At 44.8% G+C, this 17,865-nt stretch carries 15 protein-coding genes; 6 read left to right on the top strand and 9 right to left on the bottom strand.

All coding sequences use genetic code 11. The features are described 5' to 3' along the window. Position 1: 1 nt before the first annotated feature. The 3 genes from MD536_RS02430 to MD536_RS02440 all read right to left on the bottom strand — a co-directional run bounded on the left by MD536_RS02430 (position 2) and on the right by MD536_RS02440 (position 5,457). A complete protein-coding gene (locus tag MD536_RS02430) occupies positions 2 to 3,094 on the bottom strand; it encodes an efflux RND transporter permease subunit (RefSeq protein WP_239595404.1) in 3,093 nt (1,030 codons plus the stop codon). Positions 3,095 to 3,100: 6 nt separating this feature from the next. Continuing rightward, entirely contained in the window at positions 3,101 to 4,171 is a 1,071-nt protein-coding gene (locus tag MD536_RS02435) for an efflux RND transporter periplasmic adaptor subunit (RefSeq protein WP_239595405.1), read from the bottom strand. A gap of 164 nt (positions 4,172 to 4,335) precedes the next feature. After that, positions 4,336 to 5,457, bottom strand: a complete 1,122-nt coding sequence (locus tag MD536_RS02440) for a 5-(carboxyamino)imidazole ribonucleotide synthase (protein WP_239595412.1) — start codon at positions 5,455 to 5,457, stop codon at positions 4,336 to 4,338. A gap of 213 nt (positions 5,458 to 5,670) precedes the next feature. Here MD536_RS02440 and hppD point away from each other — a divergent pair, with 213 nt between their 5' ends. After that, positions 5,671 to 6,798, top strand: coding sequence for a 4-hydroxyphenylpyruvate dioxygenase (gene hppD / locus MD536_RS02445; RefSeq protein WP_239595414.1), 1,128 nt, complete (start codon positions 5,671 to 5,673; stop codon positions 6,796 to 6,798). An 88-nt stretch (positions 6,799 to 6,886) separates the two neighbouring features. After that, positions 6,887 to 8,086, top strand: coding sequence for a L,D-transpeptidase family protein (locus tag MD536_RS02450; RefSeq protein WP_239595418.1), 1,200 nt, complete (start codon positions 6,887 to 6,889; stop codon positions 8,084 to 8,086). Between the two features lie 652 nt (positions 8,087 to 8,738). Here MD536_RS02450 and MD536_RS02455 read toward each other — a convergent pair. Then, positions 8,739 to 10,031, bottom strand: a complete 1,293-nt coding sequence (locus tag MD536_RS02455) for an aspartate kinase (protein WP_239595420.1) — start codon at positions 10,029 to 10,031, stop codon at positions 8,739 to 8,741. 14 nt (positions 10,032 to 10,045) lie between these two features. Here MD536_RS02455 and fbp point away from each other — a divergent pair, with 14 nt between their 5' ends. From fbp to MD536_RS02475, 4 genes are read left to right on the top strand one after another with little or no spacing between them, the layout of a single operon-like run. After that, positions 10,046 to 11,128 (top strand): class 1 fructose-bisphosphatase, encoded by a 1,083-nt coding sequence (gene fbp, locus MD536_RS02460; protein WP_239595424.1) that lies wholly within the window; start codon positions 10,046 to 10,048, stop codon positions 11,126 to 11,128. 37 nt (positions 11,129 to 11,165) lie between these two features. Beyond that, on the top strand, positions 11,166 to 11,666 hold the full coding sequence (locus MD536_RS02465) for a CAP domain-containing protein (protein WP_239595426.1): 501 nt from the start codon (positions 11,166 to 11,168) through the stop codon (positions 11,664 to 11,666). Positions 11,667 to 11,723: 57 nt separating this feature from the next. Beyond that, positions 11,724 to 12,242: a YfiT family bacillithiol transferase gene (locus MD536_RS02470; RefSeq protein ID WP_239595429.1), complete on the top strand. Its 519-nt coding sequence runs from the start codon at positions 11,724 to 11,726 to the stop codon at positions 12,240 to 12,242. Between the two features lie 37 nt (positions 12,243 to 12,279). After that, the gene (locus MD536_RS02475; RefSeq protein WP_239595431.1) at positions 12,280 to 12,831 is read left to right on the top strand and encodes an NUDIX hydrolase; all 552 of its coding nucleotides are present in this window, start codon (positions 12,280 to 12,282) and stop codon (positions 12,829 to 12,831) included. On the opposite strand, the gene MD536_RS02480 is transcribed toward MD536_RS02475, so the two are convergent. The 5 genes from MD536_RS02480 to MD536_RS02500 all read right to left on the bottom strand — a co-directional run bounded on the left by MD536_RS02480 (position 12,821) and on the right by MD536_RS02500 (position 17,858). After that, on the bottom strand, positions 12,821 to 14,110 hold the full coding sequence (locus MD536_RS02480) for a bifunctional folylpolyglutamate synthase/dihydrofolate synthase (RefSeq protein WP_239595434.1): 1,290 nt from the start codon (positions 14,108 to 14,110) through the stop codon (positions 12,821 to 12,823). The genes MD536_RS02475 and MD536_RS02480 overlap by 11 nt on opposite strands. A 19-nt stretch (positions 14,111 to 14,129) precedes the next feature. Next, positions 14,130 to 15,008 (bottom strand): hypothetical protein, encoded by an 879-nt coding sequence (locus tag MD536_RS02485; RefSeq protein ID WP_239595437.1) that lies wholly within the window; start codon positions 15,006 to 15,008, stop codon positions 14,130 to 14,132. A gap of 72 nt (positions 15,009 to 15,080) precedes the next feature. Next, the gene (locus tag MD536_RS02490) at positions 15,081 to 15,983 is read right to left on the bottom strand and encodes a DMT family transporter (protein ID WP_239595439.1); all 903 of its coding nucleotides are present in this window, start codon (positions 15,981 to 15,983) and stop codon (positions 15,081 to 15,083) included. Next, positions 15,983 to 17,275: a radical SAM family protein gene (locus MD536_RS02495; protein WP_239595442.1), complete on the bottom strand. Its 1,293-nt coding sequence runs from the start codon at positions 17,273 to 17,275 to the stop codon at positions 15,983 to 15,985. The genes MD536_RS02490 and MD536_RS02495 overlap by 1 nt, the downstream gene beginning before the upstream one ends. A 28-nt stretch (positions 17,276 to 17,303) precedes the next feature. Next, positions 17,304 to 17,858, bottom strand: coding sequence for a hypothetical protein (locus MD536_RS02500; RefSeq protein WP_239595445.1), 555 nt, complete (start codon positions 17,856 to 17,858; stop codon positions 17,304 to 17,306). Positions 17,859 to 17,865 lie beyond the last annotated feature (7 nt).

Below are 17,865 nucleotides of genomic sequence, written 5' to 3' on the forward strand. Positions count from 1 at the left end.
ATCAGGCAGATACCGGAACGGTAACAACCTCATCGAGTTCACTATGCATTTTTTTCTTGGAAGATAAATAGGAATACATGGCTGGAATCACATAAAGAGTCAGGATCAGTGAAAACATGATCCCTCCGGTGATTACAATACCTAATGGAATACGGCTGGTGGAAGCAGCTCCCAGGGAAAGTGCCAGGGGTAAAGCTCCCAGTGCCATAGCCAGACTGGTCATCAGAATGGGGCGCAGCCTGCTTACTGCCGCATCAATCACTGCCGGAGCTTTTGCCATTCCTTCCATGCGTTTGTGGTTGGCAAATTCCACGATAAGGATACCATTTTTGGTAACCAGTCCGATCAGCATGATCATCCCGATCTGTGAAAAGATATTGAGGGTTTGGTCAAAGATCCACAAGGCAATCAGTGCCCCGGCAATCGCTAGCGGAACGGTAAACATGATAATGAATGGATCAATAAAACTTTCAAATTGCGCAGCAAGGATCAGAAAAATCAATCCCAACGCCAGCAGGAATGCAAAACTGGTATTGCTGGAGCTTTCCTGGAAATCCCGGGATGATCCGGATAGAGCTGTTGAGAAGCTCTCATCCAGTAGCCCATCTGCGATACGCTCCATTTCCTTTATCCCATCACCGATGGTTTTGCCAGGTGCGAGTCCGGCTGAAACTGTTGCTGATTTATATCGGTTAAAGTGATAGATTGTAGGAGGGGTAGTCTCTTCTTCAAAACTTACAATATTATCCAGGGATACTACCTGACCGGTAGAACTGCGTACATATACTGTTTTCAAATCAGTTGGCTCATCCCGATCATTTCTGGCAAGCTGTCCGATAACCTGGTATTGTTTACCGTCTTTGGTAAAATAGCCGAGTCGACGATTGCTGAGCGCCAATTGCAGTGTGGATGAAATATCTTCGACTGAAATACCAAGCTGACTTGCTTTAAGACGATCTATATTCAGGCGCAGTTCAGGCTTGTTGAATTTCAAATCGGCATCTACTCCCTGGAATACCGGGCTGCGGTTGGCTTCTTCCAGGAATTTTGGAAGTACTTCCCGGATTTTTTCAAAGTTTACGTTCTGAATTACAAATTGAACCGGTAAGCCGCCTCTTCTGTTCACCTGAATAGTCTGCTCCTGGATTGCGAAAGCGCGACCTTCATTAAACCTTCCCAGGTTACGGTTTACCATATCTACAATCTGTTGCTGACTTCGAACTCTCTCATCTGGATCCACCAGGGTCATCCGCAGAAAACCGGTATTTACTGAACCTGTTCCTGAAAAACCGGGAGCAGTAACGGTGATCATTACACGCTTTTCAGGAACAGAATCGAGCATGAATCTTCCGATCCGGTCAATATAACTATCCATATAGTCAAAGGAGGTTCCTTCGGGTGCGGTTATAGATAGCCTGAACTGGCTGCGATCTTCCATAGGAGCAAGTTCCGACTGCATATTAGTGCCAATAAAATATATGGCGGCAAAACATATGCCGATGATCAGGAAGGCAATCCAGCGCACCCGCATAAAACCGGTCAGGGTGCGGCGATACAGATTTTCCATTCCCACGAAAAAAGGTTCTGTTTTCCGATAAAACCAGGATGGTTTTTGAGATTTTCGGGTGAGCTTTACGTTTAGTACAGGTGTGAGGGTTAGCGAAACAAATGCCGAAATCAATACTGCCCCAGCAACTACAATTCCAAATTCTCGGAAGAGTCTTCCAACAAATCCTTCCAGGAAAACGATCGGCAGGAATACCACGGCGAGTGTAATGGAGGTAGCAATTACTGCAAAGTAAATTTCTTTTGAGCCTTCCTTTGCAGCCTGCCATTTATCCATGCCCTTCTCCATTTTTTTGAAGATATTTTCTGTAACCACAATCCCATCATCTACCACCAGGCCGGTTGCCAGTACAATTGCCAGCAGGGTCAGTACATTGATGGTAAACCCAAACAGGTACATGATGAAAAAGGCTCCAATCAATGACACAGGGATATCAATAAGCGGACGAATGGCTATGATCCAGTCGCGGAAAAAGAAATAAATAATCAATACCACCAATACAAATGCAATGATCAGTGTTTCTTCCACTTCCAATATGGAGCGCTTGATAAATTTCGTCTGATCCAGTGCGATGTCAAGTGAAATATCCTCCGGTACATCCTTTTTAATCTGTTCATAACGTTTGTAGAACTCATCACTGATGGCTACATAATTGGAACCGGGCTGTGGTACCAGGGCCAGGGCTATCATTGGAATAGTACTTTCTTTTAGTACGGTTTCTTCATTCTCTGGCCCTAATACAGCTTCACCAATATCTTTTAGTTTGATATCGGAGCCTCCCACATTTTTTACAATGATATTATTGAATTCTTCTTCAGTATTAAGCAAGCCAAAGGTTCGAACGGAAAGTTCAGTAGCATTACCGGATATTTTACCGGAGGGTAATTCAATGTTTTGGGTTCTTAAAGCTGTTTGCACATCACCCGGCGTTAAACCATAGGCAGATAATTTAGCCGGATCGAACCAAATCCGCATGGCATATCGTTTCTCCCCCCAGATCTGGATGCCGCTTACGCCAGGAATGGTTTGCAGTCGCTCCAACAGGTTATTAGTGGCATATTCTGTTACCTGTAACTGGTTGCGTGTATTACTCTGAACAGTCATGGAGATAATCACATCAGAGCTTGCATCTGCTTTGGATACAACCGGGGGGGCATCCAGATCATCTGGCAATGAGCGCACAGCTTGTGAAACTTTATCCCGCACATCATTGGCGGCGGCTTCCAGGTCGATGGACAAATCAAACTCAACGGTAATATTCGATGTGCCCTGGCTGCTGCTGGAAGTAATATTTTTTACACCGGCAATTCCATTCACGGCTTTTTCCAGGGGCTCTGTTATCTGTGATTCAATGATATCAGCGTTGGCCCCGGGGTAGGAGGTTCGAACGTTAACAACAGGAGGATCAATTGCCGGGTAATCCCGAACCCCCAGAAATTTGTAACCGATCAATCCGAAAACGATGATCACCACATTCATCACGATGGCCAGAACCGGCCTCCGCAAACTCAGTTCGGATATATTCATGGCTGCTTAATTAAGTTTGGATATGGCAATTTTGGCTTCCGGTTTAATGGAAAGCAGGCCGGTTGTTACTATGGTATCTCCCACTTTCAATCCGTCAATAATCTGGACATAACTGCTATCTCTTACACCGGTTGTAACGGTTTCAAATACGGCAGTACCATCCCTGTAAACAATCACTTTTTTGAATCTCGCCTGGGGTATTACAGCCTGGGTTGGGATCATCAGCGCATTGTTATCTTTTCCGAAATCAAGTTGCACTTTAGCGAAAGCACCTGGTATCAGTTGGGGAGCTTTACCCTGCACTACAGCACGGATGCGCAGGCTTCTGCTTTCTTCCATGACTGCTTCTTCAGTTGCCAGTACTTTTGCCGGTATCGTTTTGTCCAGTCCTTCAACACTGAATCTTACCATTGAGCCTGCTTTGATGCGGCTGCTGTATTTTTCCGGCACAGTGAACTCCAGTTTCAATTCATTTTCCTGTCGGATATTCGTAATCAGCGTAGCTGGTGTTACATAGGCACCAAGGCTCACATTACGTAATCCAAGGCGACCGGAGAAGGGGGCTCGAATTTCAGTTTTTTCAATAGAGGTTCGGATTAATTCCATATCCGCTTTGATATTGTTTACCTGCAGTACACTCAAATCATATTCCTGCTTGCTGATACCATCTATTTTTAGGAGTTCAGCCTGGCGACTGGCTGTTTGTTCGTAAATATTTAACTGCACCTGCAGTTTTTTTAATTGTGCCTGGAGATCATCATCATACAATTTAACCAGCAAAGTTCCTTTACCAACCTGTTGACCTTCCCGGATATTCAATTGAGTTACCCTTCCGGAAACTTCCGGCCTTAATTCAGTTGCTTCATAGGGCATCAGAGTACCCGGTACTTCCAGTTTTTCACTTACGGATCCGGGTTTGAGAATAAATGCCTCCACTTTTATCACTTGCGATGGCCGTGCTGATGTTCCTGCAGCTGGAGGAGCAATTTTTTTCTTGTCATCTGATTTACAGGAATTCAATCCTGCAATAAGGCCGGAGAGCAGTAAAAAAGTGAACACACTGGATATTGATCGCATGAAGTTTCCCTGATTTAATGTGGGTCAATGGTAAAATTAACAGATAAATCCTGCCTAATGTTGGCTGGCTTTTCAGAAGTCGTCAAATCACTACAGATTCCTACTTTCTTGGTATGAACGGTAATTAATCAGGATGATTGGAAAAAACAAATTAGAAATGACGATTAACTCTTCACCTTTAAAATGCGTTTGATCTGGTGGGCTTTTCTTACGAGGTCATGCCTGTCCTTTCCAAGCACCGTAACATGCCCCATTTTTCTACCGGGCTTCGTTTGTTTTTTACCATACAGGTGAACATATACGTCTTCCATATTCAATACTTCCTCCAAACCTTCATAGTTTACGTCTCCTGAATAACCGGGTTCACCAATCAGATTGACCAGGGAAGAGGGCAGGAGGGCAGTGGTAGACCCAAGTGGAAAATCCAACAGGATCCGCCATAACATATCATACTGGGAGGAGGAATGGGCTTCAATAGTATGATGACCGCTGTTATGCACCCTTGGTGCGGCTTCATTTACCAGTACTTCTCCGTCTTTGTCTATGAAGAGTTCAATTGCAAACAAACCCGGAGATTCAAGTGCTTTCACCAGTTTCAGTGCAATAGCCTCCACTCTCCAGAGCGTTTTGTCTTCCAAATCTGCCGGAGCAATCTGGTAATCCAGCAAATTCAGATTGGGGTCAAATACCATTTCAACAGGAGGGTAGATGGCCTGCTCTCCCTTATTATTAATAGCTACCAACACTGCAATTTCTTTTTCAATGGCTACTTTCTTTTCAAGTACACTGGGCGCATCAAAGGCCAGCTCAAATTCTTCAAATGAATGAAGCAATTGGACACCTTTTCCATCATAACCACCCTCGCCCAGTTTTTGAGCAGCCGGTAAAAATTCCAAATGGGATTTGAGTGCTTCCTTATTGGGCACCGTTACAAATGCAGCCGTTGGGATTCCATTGGCCTGGTAAAATTCTTTCTGTATTATTTTATTCTTGATGGTTCTCAACGCAGACGGCTTCGGAATCACTTTTACACCCTCTTTTTCCAACTGTTCCAGTGCATCGACGTTTACGGATTCAATTTCGATGGTAATTGCATCCAGTTGTTTGCCAAATTGGTATACATCATCAAAGGAGCGAATATTTCCGGTTACAAAATGATGGCAGAGATGTGCTGCGGGGCAAGTGGGATCGTTTTCCATTACCCAGGTTTCGACAGGGTAATTGGCCGCTTCCTGTAACAACATTCTACCTAATTGTCCGCCTCCAAGTATTCCAACTTTTTTCATGGCGCAAAAATAATGATTCCGCTGCCTGCAGGTTCAGGATTCTTATATTTGTACCATGACTCCGGATTATCCACATAAACTCTTTTCGGATCACAGACAGCAGTACTGTCTGCTGATGGAGTCATTGGCGATGGATTCAACTTCACTGGTTTAAGTTTTCAACAGGTCCGGGTTTCCGGGCCCCATTCTTCATTTCTTATACTTACCCGCAAAATGAACCAGGTATTAGCCAAACTTCAGCAGCATGCTGCAACTGATTTTCTTCCCTTGCAGGGAACGGATTATGTTGAATTTTATGTAGGGAATGCCAAACAGGCCGCCCATTTTTACAAGACCGCCTTTGGGTTCCAGAGCCTGGCCTATGCAGGACCGGAAACCGGCGTAAAGGACCGCGCGAGTTATGCCGTTCGGCAACATAAACTGACTTTCGTATTTACTACCCCATTGAGACCCGATAATCCTATTGCGGATCATATTTATCGCCACGGAGATGGTGTTAAAATGCTGGCGCTTCGGGTTGATGATGCCACAAAAGCCTGGAATGATACGACTTTGCGGGGAGCAGACTCCTATATGGAACCACAGCTTTTTACAGATGAATACGGCGAACTGATAATGAGTGGTATTAAAACCTATGGTGATACGGTTCATCTTTTTATTGAACGCACCAATTATGCAGGACCTTTTCTTCCTGGTTACCGGGACTGGAAATCGGAATACAATCCCACAGAAACGGGGTTGTTGTATGTTGACCACTGCGTTGGAAATGTGGGTTGGAACCAGATGGAGAAATGGGTTGGATTTTATGAAAATGTAATGGGCTTCCGGAATATTCTGAGTTTTGATGACAAGGATATTTCAACAGAATATTCCGCCTTGATGAGCAAGGTGATGTCTAACGGAAACGGATATGTGAAATTCCCCATAAATGAACCTGCAGAGGGTAAGAAAAAAAGCCAGGTGGAAGAATTCCTGGATTATTACAATGGGGAAGGATGCCAGCATGTGGCCCTGGCTACCAATAATATTATTGAAACGGTTTCGGCATTGCGGCAAAGAGGGGTGGAGTTTTTGAAGGTACCCCTGTCTTATTACGATGAATTGCTGGATCGGGTGGGACAAATAGATGAAGACCTGGCACCTTTACGTGAGTTGGGTATCCTGGTTGATCGGGATGAGGAAGGTTATTTATTGCAGATATTTACCAAGCCAGTGGAAGATAGACCTACCCTGTTTTTTGAGATCATTCAGCGAAAAGGGGCAAAAAGTTTTGGTAAGGGAAATTTCAAGGCTTTGTTCGAAGCCATTGAACGTGAGCAGGAAAAAAGAGGGAATTTATAATAAACATCCCCGGAAGAGCGTTTCCGGGGATTATTTTATGGCTTTCTTATCAATTGTTTGTATTATTTTAGTGCAGTTCTGATCAACTATGAAAAAAATCAGCATCACCCTATTGATCCTTAGCTGGGTACTTGCTGGATTCTCCCAAACTGCCTACAATGCCAGTTTTGCAGATTACCAGCGAAATTTTCCCCGCCTCCATGATATCCTTCGCAAAAAAGAAGACAGTCTTCGCCGGCAGTTTATGGAAAAGGGACTATCCTGGCCAGCTAAATATATCTACCTGCGTTCCTTCAAATATGACAGCCAGCTCGAAGTATGGGTAAAAAACGATAAAAAAGAACCTTTCCAGCTATTTAAAACCTACAAGGTTTGTGCAATGGCAGGTACGCTCGGTCCCAAGCGTATGGAGGGTGATTACCAGGTGCCTGAAGGATTTTATTATATCAATGAATTTAATCCCCGCAGTGTTTACCATTTATCTCTTGGTTTAAACTATCCCAACGCGTCGGATCGTTACCTGAGTGATGCCATTCAGCCTGGTGGAGACATCTATATTCATGGCAGTTGTGTTACTACAGGGTGTATCCCGATTACTGATTCCCAAATCGAAGAGTTGTATGCGCTGGCTACTTATGCCAAATCATCCGGGCAAGACTTCATACCGGTTCATATATTCCCCGTACGCTTCAATGTAAAAAAGAGTGCAGATTACCTGGGCAGATATGTGCGTGACTTCGCAGATTATGCTCATCTCGCCAACAGTTTGAAGGAAGTGTTTTATTATTTCGAAAAACACAAGCAATTGCCATTGATCATGGTTAATAACCGTGGCAGTTATGTGTTGGATGAAGACGTAAAGAATGCGCTGCCATCTGCAGAAAAAAAGGTGCTGCCCGCACCGGTGGTAAAAAAGAAACGCAGGCATACCGAATTTGATGAGTCAGAAATTCCCACCACTGTTCATAAATTACCAGAGTTTCCCGGTGGTTCGGATGCCTTCCGTCAATACCTAAGGGATCTGAATAAAAAATTAGGTCCCTATCTTAACGACGATCAGCACACCGCTTATGTGTTGGTTGAATTCATCGTAACTGGAAAGGGCAAGGTTTTAAACCCCCGAATCATTCGCGGCGGCAATGATTTGCTCAATGAACACCTGTTGGATGCACTTGAAGAAATGCCCGACTGGTTACCTGCGGTCCGCGAAGGAAAATCGGTTCCAATGAAACTTAAGCAGACCATCGTAATTGAAAATAAGCTGCCGGGGGTACAGGTAGGAAGCTAATGGAAGTGTGAAGTATGAAGTGAGAACTTAGAAGTAAGAATTTAGAAGTTTGATTGGGGATAATCTAATTTGAATAGTCCATTTGATGGCAAAAAGGGTGCGGCAGCTATTACCGGAATTGGTTTGGGTCATACTTTCTATCTTATTGACCTTTCTACTAACCAGGATCTTATTCGGTGCTTTTCATTTAGCGGGTTCGATAGATATCCACTTGCATGATTCCTATTATATAATTCAGAGTTGGGTATTGCTGACCCCCATGATGTTATTCACTACGTTTTTTTTATTTATCATCAAAACAAGCATCCGGATATTTTCATCCCTATAAAGCTATTGGGTACTCCTTGCTTCCGGAATTTTCCTGATGGGATCAATAAGTTTCCTGATAAAAAAACTCTCACAGGTTGCATCAGCTTGCTGGTCCGTATATCCGCGGTTAGCTGAATCTGGACAGCAACATTTTCCAGTTCCGCAACCAGACCCAATATCCCATACCCTAACCATTTTTTTGCTACTGGTTCAGCTGCTGATTTTGATCACAACTGTATTCTTTGCATACCGACTTGGGACATCCGCTCAAAAACAATAAAAGATTGTCTCCCGTTTCCTTTGTCTCCCTTCTTCCTTTGCTCCATCTTCCATTCCTCCATTCTCACGTCTGACTTCTCACGTCTGACTTCTCACTTCTGAAAAGCCCCTGCACTGTCTCTGTAGTTTCCTGTTTCAGTACCAATTTTTTTCCGGTGCTTAGTTTTTCGAAAAGCTCTGGTACAAAGTGACGGATGGTAAGCAGCGACAACCCTTTTTCTAAGGAAACTTCAAACTGGCCCGCTGCTGAATGTGCCAGTTCATCCATTTTTTCCGGGTTATCATCCAGCACGCAGGTAAAACTAATGGCCCCATTCTGTGTCATATTAGGCCGAAGCGATAAATGAGCAAATGTTTGATACAATTGCGCAACGGGTTGTTCTCCTACAAAGGAGAAATCTTTGGATTTAAATTGAAGGAGCACCTGGTTCTCTTTCCATACAATGATGGGTGGAAGATCTTTCACCGGCTTGTTGTGAATGAGGGTGCCAGGCAAACTGGTATCAAGAAAACACTTTACCTGTAAAGGGATGCTTTTATTCTGAAGCGGCTTGATGGTTTTCGGGTGTATTACCTGGGCTCCATAATAGGCCATTTCAATTACTTCGGTATAATTGAGCGTGGAGATGAGTTTTGCATCCTGGAACCGTTTGGGATCTGCATTCATTACACCTGCAACATCTTTCCAAATGGTTTGTGCACTGGCATCCAGCAGGTTGGCGAATACAGCAGCACTGTAGTCACTTCCTTCACGACCAAGGGTGGTGCTTTCGTTTTCATCCGTTGAGCCAATGAACCCCTGCGTAAGTACAATGCTGGTTTTACTGAACAGTGGCTTAACCACCTGATTGACTTTAAGAGCACTGTATTCCCAGTCGATATTTGCATCGCGGAAATTGTCATCTGTGCGGAGTACGTCTCTGACATCCAGCCATTGGTTAGGAATTCCTGCTTCATTCAGAAATGCACTGACAATAGCCGTAGAGAGCAATTCTCCAATACAAACAATCTGATCGTAATAGTAATCGAATGATTGCACCGGCTGATCATGCAACAGCCATTCCACTTCAGTATAAAAATTTGTTAGCTGTTCTTCACATGGACCATATCCTTTAATTAATAACTCGCCGGCTGTTTGCAGGTGTTGCTGCTTTATTTCCTGAAATAATTGAAGGGCGGCCTCTCGATTGCCATTATAAAATGCGTGGGCTACTTTTTCCAGGGCATTGGTGGTTTTTCCCATTGCAGAAATAACTACCAAAAGTTGCTGATCCCGGAATTGATGAAAAATAGGAACCAGGGCGCGGATTCGTTCAGTGGTACTGACACTGGCTCCCCCGAATTTAAATACCTGCATGAAAACTGGAAATTTTGCCAAAGATAACAGCGTTGGGTCAGTTAAATCCTTCTATTTTTGTTGCACGACAAACGACTGCTACCATGCTAACTGTAAACAGACAGGTCCTTACCCTGGACGAATTCACTATTCAGCAATTACGCAATTTTCCCCAGGCCACCGGCCAGCTTAGTAACCTCCTTCGTGATATTGGTTTAGCCGCCAAGCGGATCAATGTGGAAGTCAACAAAGCCGGACTCGTAGACATCCTCGGCAATAACGGAAGTGTAAATGTGCAGGGAGAAGAAGTAAAAAAACTCGATGTTTTTGCCAATAACCAGATGATGGGTGTACTGCGCCATGGGATAAGCTGTGCAGGTATCGGAAGTGAGGAAATGGATGAGGTGGTGGTCTTTGATGATGAGGTTAGTAATCAATCCAAATATGTGGTTCTCTATGATCCGCTGGATGGAAGCAGTAATATTGATGTGAATGTTTCTATCGGGACCATATTTTCGGTTTTTCGTCGCACCAGCGAAGTTGGTAAGCCCTGTACCCAGGCTGATTTCATACAGAAAGGCATTCACCAGGTGGCAGCTGGATATATTATTTACGGAAGCAGTACCATGCTGGTTTATGCTACCAGGCGAGGGGTAAATGGCTTTACGCTTGATCCTTCGATTGGCGAGTTCTGCCTTAGCCACCCAGATATGAAATGTCCTGCTGATGGCCAGATATACTCGGTCAATCACGGTAATTTCTTTCAATATGAAGAGGGCGTGAGACAATATATCACGCGTTGCCAGCAAAAGAATGAAACTAACGGTGGACCCTATACGCAGCGGTACATTGGTAGTATGGTAAGTGATGTACACCGAAATCTCATTAAGGGTGGGATCTTTATGTATCCGGGCACTCTCAAAAAGCCGGACGGGAAGCTGCGGCTGATGTATGAATGCAATCCCTTTGCATTTATCCTTGAAGTGGCTGGTGGCAAGGTTACAGATGGTAAAAATAGAATCCTCGAATTGCAACCGGAGAGCCTGCATCAGCGATCCCCTTTCTTTGCCGGCAGCAGTAACATGATGGCCGAACTGGAAGGCTGCATGGCGGGATAATTATTAATATCTTTAGCCTTGTAAGCAATCTGTGAATATGGTGAAATCAGTTATCCGGATCGTTTTCCTGTTATTGATTGCGGGTGTTATCTCCTGTAAAACAAATCCTGGTATTAAATCAGAAAAAACAGGCGGTGGCGTAACCACAACAATTTCAGCAGGTTCTCTTGAGCAGGATATTCTTAAGGAAGTCAATGATTACCGGAAGAAAAAAGGATTGTCTGCTTTGAAGTCGAATTCGGTAATCGCAACAGAAGCGAGTGTACACAGCCAGGCGATGGCCCGAAAGCAGGTAGCATTCGGCCATGGTGGTTATGGGGCTAGGGTAAAACGAATCAGCCAGCGCCTGGAAGGAATCGTAGGATCTGCAGAAAATGTGGCTTTCGGAAACATGAGTGCAGCAGAAGTTGTGAAGCGATGGATCAATAGTCCGAAACACCGGAAAAATATTGAAGGTCCCTACAACCTGACAGGTATCGGTGTTTCAAAAGATGTAACGGGCCGCTTCTACTATACCCAACTTTTCATCCGTAAATAATTCCCACTTCATACTTTCAATTTCATAATTCATACTTCATAATTCACACTTCATATCATGCGTTATCCGATCGGTCACTTCGAGCCAATGCCTTATTCTGAAAAAAAATTTCAGGAATGGATTACCGATATTAAATATCTCCCGCAACTACTGGAAAATGCTGTTCTGAATCTGGATGCAGCTCAATTACATACACCGTACCGGGAAGGAGGATGGACCCTTCACCAGGTGGTGCATCATGTGGCCGATAGTCATATGAATGCACTTATCCGGTTTAAACTGGCTCTGACAGAAGAGCAGCCAACTATTAAACCCTATGATGAAGAAGCCTGGGCCAACTTACAGGATGTGGAAGCCCTGCCGGTGAATGTATCACTAACGCTGCTCCATGCGCTTCACAGTCGCTGGTATGAACTGGTAAAAGGATTAGATGAAGCAACCCTGATGAATCGATCTGTCATACACCCTGAACATGGTAAGGTGATGACTTGCTGGCATTTATTAGGTATGTATAGCTGGCACGGCCGGCATCATGTGGCACATATTACCAGTCTTAGGGAAAGAATGGGCTGGTAGTCAACCGCAACTGACTCATTTAGTGTTTCTTTGTTCTATGAAATGGAAGACACTCGAATCTGAGTATATCAGTGAACATATTTATTTTACCGCCCGGCGCGATCGCTGCCAACGGGAGGATGGTACGATCATTGATCCTTATTTTGTGGTGGAGATGCCAACTTCTGCTACAGCGCTGGCAATGACGGCAGATAACAAGGTATTATTGGTAAATCAATACCGGCATCCAATTAATGATGTGGTGCTTGAATTCCCGGGAGGTTTCGTAGATCCTGGGGAAGATTTTGCCACAGCCATGCACCGTGAACTGCTGGAAGAAACAGGTTATCGTTTTGATAAGGTGGAATGGGTTGGAAGAGTGGCTGCCAACCCCGGGGTGCTCACCAATTACACGGAGTTATTCCTGGCAACCGGTGGAGTAAAAACACAGGAACAACAACTGGATCACAATGAAGAAATCGAAGTGCTGGAGATGCCAATGGAAGAGTTCCTGGAAAAAGTCAGGAAACAGGAACTGGTCCAGGCATTACATGTAAGCTGCCTGTTTTTTGCTTTGCTTAAATCTGGAAAACTGGCTTTTACCGGTTGACTTCACCAATTACAAAAACACTGCCACATACCAGGATCAGATCCCGTTTATCCGCTGCTGCTTTTGCGGCCGTAATAGCCAGGTTCACATTCGGGTAGGCATTCCCGGTAAGCTGAAAGCCGGCAGCCTTTATTCTTAGTTCTTCAACTGGCATAGCCCTGGGAATCTGGGCCTGGGTAAAATAGTAGGAGGCAGTATGAGGCAAGAGAGACAATACTTTGGCAACATCCTTGTCCTTAACCATACCAATTACCAGGTGCAGGTGATGAAAATTGCAAAGTTCAAGTTGTTTCAGAATTGCCCGGATACCATCTTCATTATGGGCAACATCTAGTACGAGATCGGGCGACTGATCAATCAATTCCCAACGACCATGCAGTCCCGTCAGTTTTTTCACATGGCGAAGTGCCTCTCTAACTACATCTGCAGGAATTTTCCAGTCCAGCTGCTTCAATAATTCAACAGCCTGTAAAACGGTGCGGATGTTTTTTAACTGATAATAACCGGGCAAATCCAGTTCCAGGTGCAAAGCGTCCAGCGCATTCCGGTGTCTAACGGTAACCTGTAGATGATGATTGCTAAAATTCCATTCTATCAATTCCTGATCCTCTTCTGCAAAATGAATTTTTGCTTGGTTTGCTTGGGCCACCTGCTCAAATACCGGACGGGTTTCCGGAAGCACTTCCCCAATTACAACTGGAATTCCCGGTTTGATAATGCCTGCTTTTTCCGAAGCAATTGTAGGCAGATCGCTGCCCAGAATATGCATGTGATCCCATCCAATATTGGTGATTACGGATAATTCCGGGAGGATGATATTGGTGCTGTCCAGTCTTCCTCCCAAGCCTGTTTCTATCACGGCGATGTCTATCTTTTCTTCCGCGAACCACTGAAATGCCATGGCTACGGTAATTTCAAAGAAAGAAGGTTCTATTGCATCCATGAGAGGGATGTAATCTTCCGTAAGTTCTATCACCCGTTGTTCCGGAATCATATGACCATTGATGCGGATACGCTCCCGGAAATCTTTCAGATGCGGGGAGGTGTACAAACCTGTTTTATAACCGGCTTTCTGCAAAATAGCTGCCAGCATATGACTGGTGGAGCCTTTCCCATTCGTACCGGCAATATGAATGCTTTTGAATTTCGTATGTGGATTGCCGTTTGCCTGTTCCAGAGCCTTGATATTATGAAGGTCTTTTTTAAGCGCACCTGCTCCCTGTTTGCTGAACATGGGCAGGCGGGTGTACAGAAAGTCAATGGTTTCCGCGTAGTTCATCAATGCAAAACTAGGAGTTCTAATTCCTCAATCGGAAATTAAAGACAATGGTTCCTATTTGTTCTTCTTCATTGCCACTATTGAACTTCAATTGCATAGCTTTCCGAATTGCAATGGATTTCAAATTATTATTGGAAGTGGTTGATCCCTTTGGCTGATAAACAGCAGAAATTACCTTGCCAGCAGCATCAATGCGAATATCTACAGCCACTTTTGCATTTTCGTTGAAATCATCCTCAAAGCTTGGCTGGGTGATTATTCTTCGGCCCTGCAAGCCCCTGGAGATGGATACCCCGGATTTTCCTGTTCCACCATTTCCTTCATAATTGGTGGAATTCGGATTGCCGCCAGGCTTGCCCTGGTCGCCTGTGCCACCTGCAATTCCCTGGTTGCCTCCTTTCTGATAGGAATCTGCTTCATTACCACCTGCGCCTGTACCATTTACGCCTTTAAATACTGCTTTGGGTTTTGCAGGTGCAGGAGTTGGATTCTCCACCGGTTTAGCGGGTGCTTTGGTCGGTTTTACAGCTTCTTGTTTCTCCGGGATTTTGGTTGCATTGGGGTTTGGTTTCGCAGGAGTTTTTACCACGGGTGCTTCTTCGTCGCTATCATCTGTTTCCACATCGCGTGTATCTTCTGCTGCTGCAGCACTTGCTCGCGGAGGGGTATACGTAACGGGAGTAGAAGGAGCCGGACTTTCAGGAGACATAGGCTGATCATCACCCAATCCCTCATCGCTATTGCCGAGGTTTACTTCAATGCCTTCATCCAATGGGGGAGGAGGTGGTACAGGAATCGTCCACCTTATAAAAAACAGAACAATCAATAGCAGCACTACTACTAGTGCTGTATATCCTCCTGCTCTGATATTTTTTTGTACTTCAAATTCGGTTGCCATAGTGTTGGGTTAGTCTGCTAAAGGTACGATACAATTTTACGTGATTTGGAGCAGGTGAAGTTTCAAAGCCTGTTAAAGTTTTTGGATCCGGTTAGCCAGAACCAATCCGGATAAAATTAACAATCCACTGATCAGGTGTACCCAACCCAGTTGTTCATTTAATAACCATAAGGCTTCAATACTGCTGAATAATGGGATAAGATTTCCAAACAGGGAGGTTCTCACCGCCCCAATTCGGCTAATAGCTCCATTCCAGCATAAAAAAGCAATCACCGATGCCCCAAGTCCGAGGTAAAGAATGATACCCGCCAATCCTGGATTCCAATGCACCGGTACCGAACTTTTCAACTCCCATACATAAAATGGAACCAGGCAAATGGTGCCGATCAAAAAGGCCAGAAAAAGAAAGGAGTCAGGCTTCACCGAATCGTTTTTCTTACGCACCAGCAGGGTGTAAATCGCAAAAGCGAGGGCTCCTGCGAGAATCCAGAGATCACCTTTTCCAAACCGCAAGGCCAGCAGGTTTTCCCAGCTTCCTTTGGCCATCAGGAAAAGTATCCCACTCATACAAAGCAAGAGACCAATTGCGCGTATCCAACTGATTCGCTCCTTAAACACAAACCTGCCCAGCAGTATAACCATCAATGGTGAACTGGTCGTACCAACCAGGGCCAGGTTGATAGCCGGAGAATATTTCCCAGCTACATATACCAACGTATTAAACAGACTTACACCCGTTATCCCGATGGCCAGGTAGTAACCCGGTTGTTCACGAACTGCCATGACAATAGCAGTGCGGTCTTTCCATACCAGAGGAAACAAGATAAGGGTTGCACAAAGCCAGCGATAAAACGCCAGGGATACAGGTGGTATTGAATTATGTACCGATCGGGCAATGATGAAATTTCCACTCCAGATCAGGGTGGCGATGACTGCCAGCAGCACACCCAGCCAGGATCTTGTTTCAGTTTTCATCAATGCGCAAAATCCAGTTCATAATTTCCTTTGATCCGTTCAATCGGCGGATTGTAATAACCGAATTTCAGGTTGGGAAACTCCTCCCGGATTAGCTCCATCAGTTGTTTTACACCCATACACTCTCCTGTATCTGTCACACCAATTTTTCCCAGGTACCAGTCGGGGTCAATGTTGAAATTGCGCCACTGTATCATACAAAGATCGGTTTCCCGGATGAGCTTTCTCAATGCCTCGTATTCTTCCACACTGTCGGTCATGCCTGGGAACACAAAATAATTGATGGATGTCCACCCGCCGTAACTGCGCACTACTTTCAGGCTCTCGATAATATCTTCAAAATCATAATTATTCGGCCGGTAATAGGGCATATATATTTCCCGGCGAGCACTGTTCGTCGACACTCGGATACTGTTCAGTCCCGCTTCACACAAGGCTTTTACGGCATCGGGCTTTGATCCGTTGGTATTTATATTGATACTGCCTTTGGAAGTGTGCTTACGGATTTCGGTTATGGCATCCCGTAAGGTATCCCAAACCAGCAAGGGTTCTCCTTCGCAACCCTGACCAAAACTGATGATCGGATAGGGGGCAGATTCCAGGTGTGGTACCGTGTATTCAACAATTTCTTCCGCACTTGGACGAAAACTCAGTCGGTCCTGGGTAGAAACGATGGTTTCCTCATCCGGCTGAAGAGAAATACAGCCAACACAGTTTGCATTGCAGGCAGGGGAGGCGGGAACGGGGCATTCCCATCGCCCCATAAAATAATTTCGGGCAGCCGGACAGTGATAGGTATTACAACAATTATCAGCCAGGTGTTGTACCAGGCGATTATGCGGGAAAGCGGTTACCAGTTTCGAGAGCCCGGATTGAATGATGACATCATCATAGCCTTTACATTCCTGCCGGATATCAGCCTCAATTCGAACGGCAGGAACCACAAACTGATCATTGATCCAGCCAGCTGCAGTATAACAGAACAGTGGCAGTGTGGGGGCATCGGGCTGGGTTTCATAAGCTGCCAGGAATAATCCGGTATGGGCGGGCGGTATAAAGGCCGCTACTGCCCAACCTTTTTCACATAACCTCATCTCACCTGTCACCACATCAATACCAATCCCTCTTCTGCCGGGTAATTCATATAAATTGCCCCCATCCGGAAGGGTGATCCAGTCTTCGTCAGGAACAGGGTACACATCCCAGCCGGACCGGCCTGTTGCATAGAGGGTATCGTCTTCGAAAATATTTCCTTTACCATCAGAATAAAGGAGAAAAGGAGAACTTGCCATCCCGCAAAGATAGAGAGATACAGGGGATTTACAGGCTGGCGTTCAGGCGCTGGCGGCAATAGGTATTGAATTCATCTTCTTCACAATCATCCTCGTCATCGTCCACCGTTTCGCGCTGAAAGAGCCGGTTATTGGCATAATCCAGGGTGAGGAGGTTGTCTTTTAGTACAATATTGGTAAATTCATTCCAACTGTAATGTTTACGGGGAATGCTGTTAAATACGATTTCCTCATCTGAAAAACCGATCTCCAGGTCTTTTTTTGCCTGATGTTCAATCAATCCCATCAGAATAAGCGGAATACTCAACCAGGGATAGACCGGCATACCGGCCCATACCAGTCCGGTTAACATCAGCAGGTAATTGAACCTTACTCGTTTATTCAATTTTAAAATACGGAATGCATTAAATGCTGTTAACAATAACACCAGAACACCTCCTAAAACCAGGATCAATAATTTTTCATTGCCGGAGAAATAAGCTTCCAGGAAAAGCAGGGCAGAGACACCGCAGACCAGCATGCTGAAGCGGTCAATCGTGTGGCTGAATTTATTTTTTAAGGTTACAACGTACTGGTAGATCATGGCTGCG

The organism is Flavihumibacter cheonanensis (assembly GCF_022352215.1).
Taxonomy (GTDB): Bacteria; Bacteroidota; Bacteroidia; order Chitinophagales; family Chitinophagaceae; genus Flavihumibacter; species Flavihumibacter cheonanensis.

Excerpts from the sequence above, each read along its gene's own strand:
- MD536_RS02455 (WP_239595420.1), bottom strand. The coding sequence starts at position 10,031 with ATGCAGGTATTTAAATTCGGGGGAGCCAGTGTCAGTACCACTGAACGA.
- MD536_RS02435 (WP_239595405.1), bottom strand. The coding sequence starts at position 4,171 with ATGCGATCAATATCCAGTGTGTTCACTTTTTTACTGCTCTCCGGCCTT.
- MD536_RS02485 (WP_239595437.1), bottom strand. The coding sequence starts at position 15,008 with ATGGCAACCGAATTTGAAGTACAAAAAAATATCAGAGCAGGAGGATAT.
- MD536_RS02500 (WP_239595445.1), bottom strand. The coding sequence starts at position 17,858 with ATGATCTACCAGTACGTTGTAACCTTAAAAAATAAATTCAGCCACACG.
- MD536_RS02480 (WP_239595434.1), bottom strand. The coding sequence starts at position 14,110 with ATGAACTACGCGGAAACCATTGACTTTCTGTACACCCGCCTGCCCATG.
- MD536_RS02470 (WP_239595429.1), top strand. The coding sequence starts at position 11,724 with ATGCGTTATCCGATCGGTCACTTCGAGCCAATGCCTTATTCTGAAAAA.
- MD536_RS02440 (WP_239595412.1), bottom strand. The coding sequence starts at position 5,457 with ATGAAAAAAGTTGGAATACTTGGAGGCGGACAATTAGGTAGAATGTTG.
- MD536_RS02490 (WP_239595439.1), bottom strand. The coding sequence starts at position 15,983 with ATGAAAACTGAAACAAGATCCTGGCTGGGTGTGCTGCTGGCAGTCATC.
- MD536_RS02465 (WP_239595426.1), top strand. The coding sequence starts at position 11,166 with ATGGTGAAATCAGTTATCCGGATCGTTTTCCTGTTATTGATTGCGGGT.
- hppD (WP_239595414.1), top strand. The coding sequence starts at position 5,671 with ATGAACCAGGTATTAGCCAAACTTCAGCAGCATGCTGCAACTGATTTT.
- MD536_RS02475 (WP_239595431.1), top strand. The coding sequence starts at position 12,280 with ATGAAATGGAAGACACTCGAATCTGAGTATATCAGTGAACATATTTAT.
- MD536_RS02430 (WP_239595404.1), bottom strand. The coding sequence starts at position 3,094 with ATGAATATATCCGAACTGAGTTTGCGGAGGCCGGTTCTGGCCATCGTG.
- MD536_RS02495 (WP_239595442.1), bottom strand. The coding sequence starts at position 17,275 with ATGGCAAGTTCTCCTTTTCTCCTTTATTCTGATGGTAAAGGAAATATT.
- MD536_RS02450 (WP_239595418.1), top strand. The coding sequence starts at position 6,887 with ATGAAAAAAATCAGCATCACCCTATTGATCCTTAGCTGGGTACTTGCT.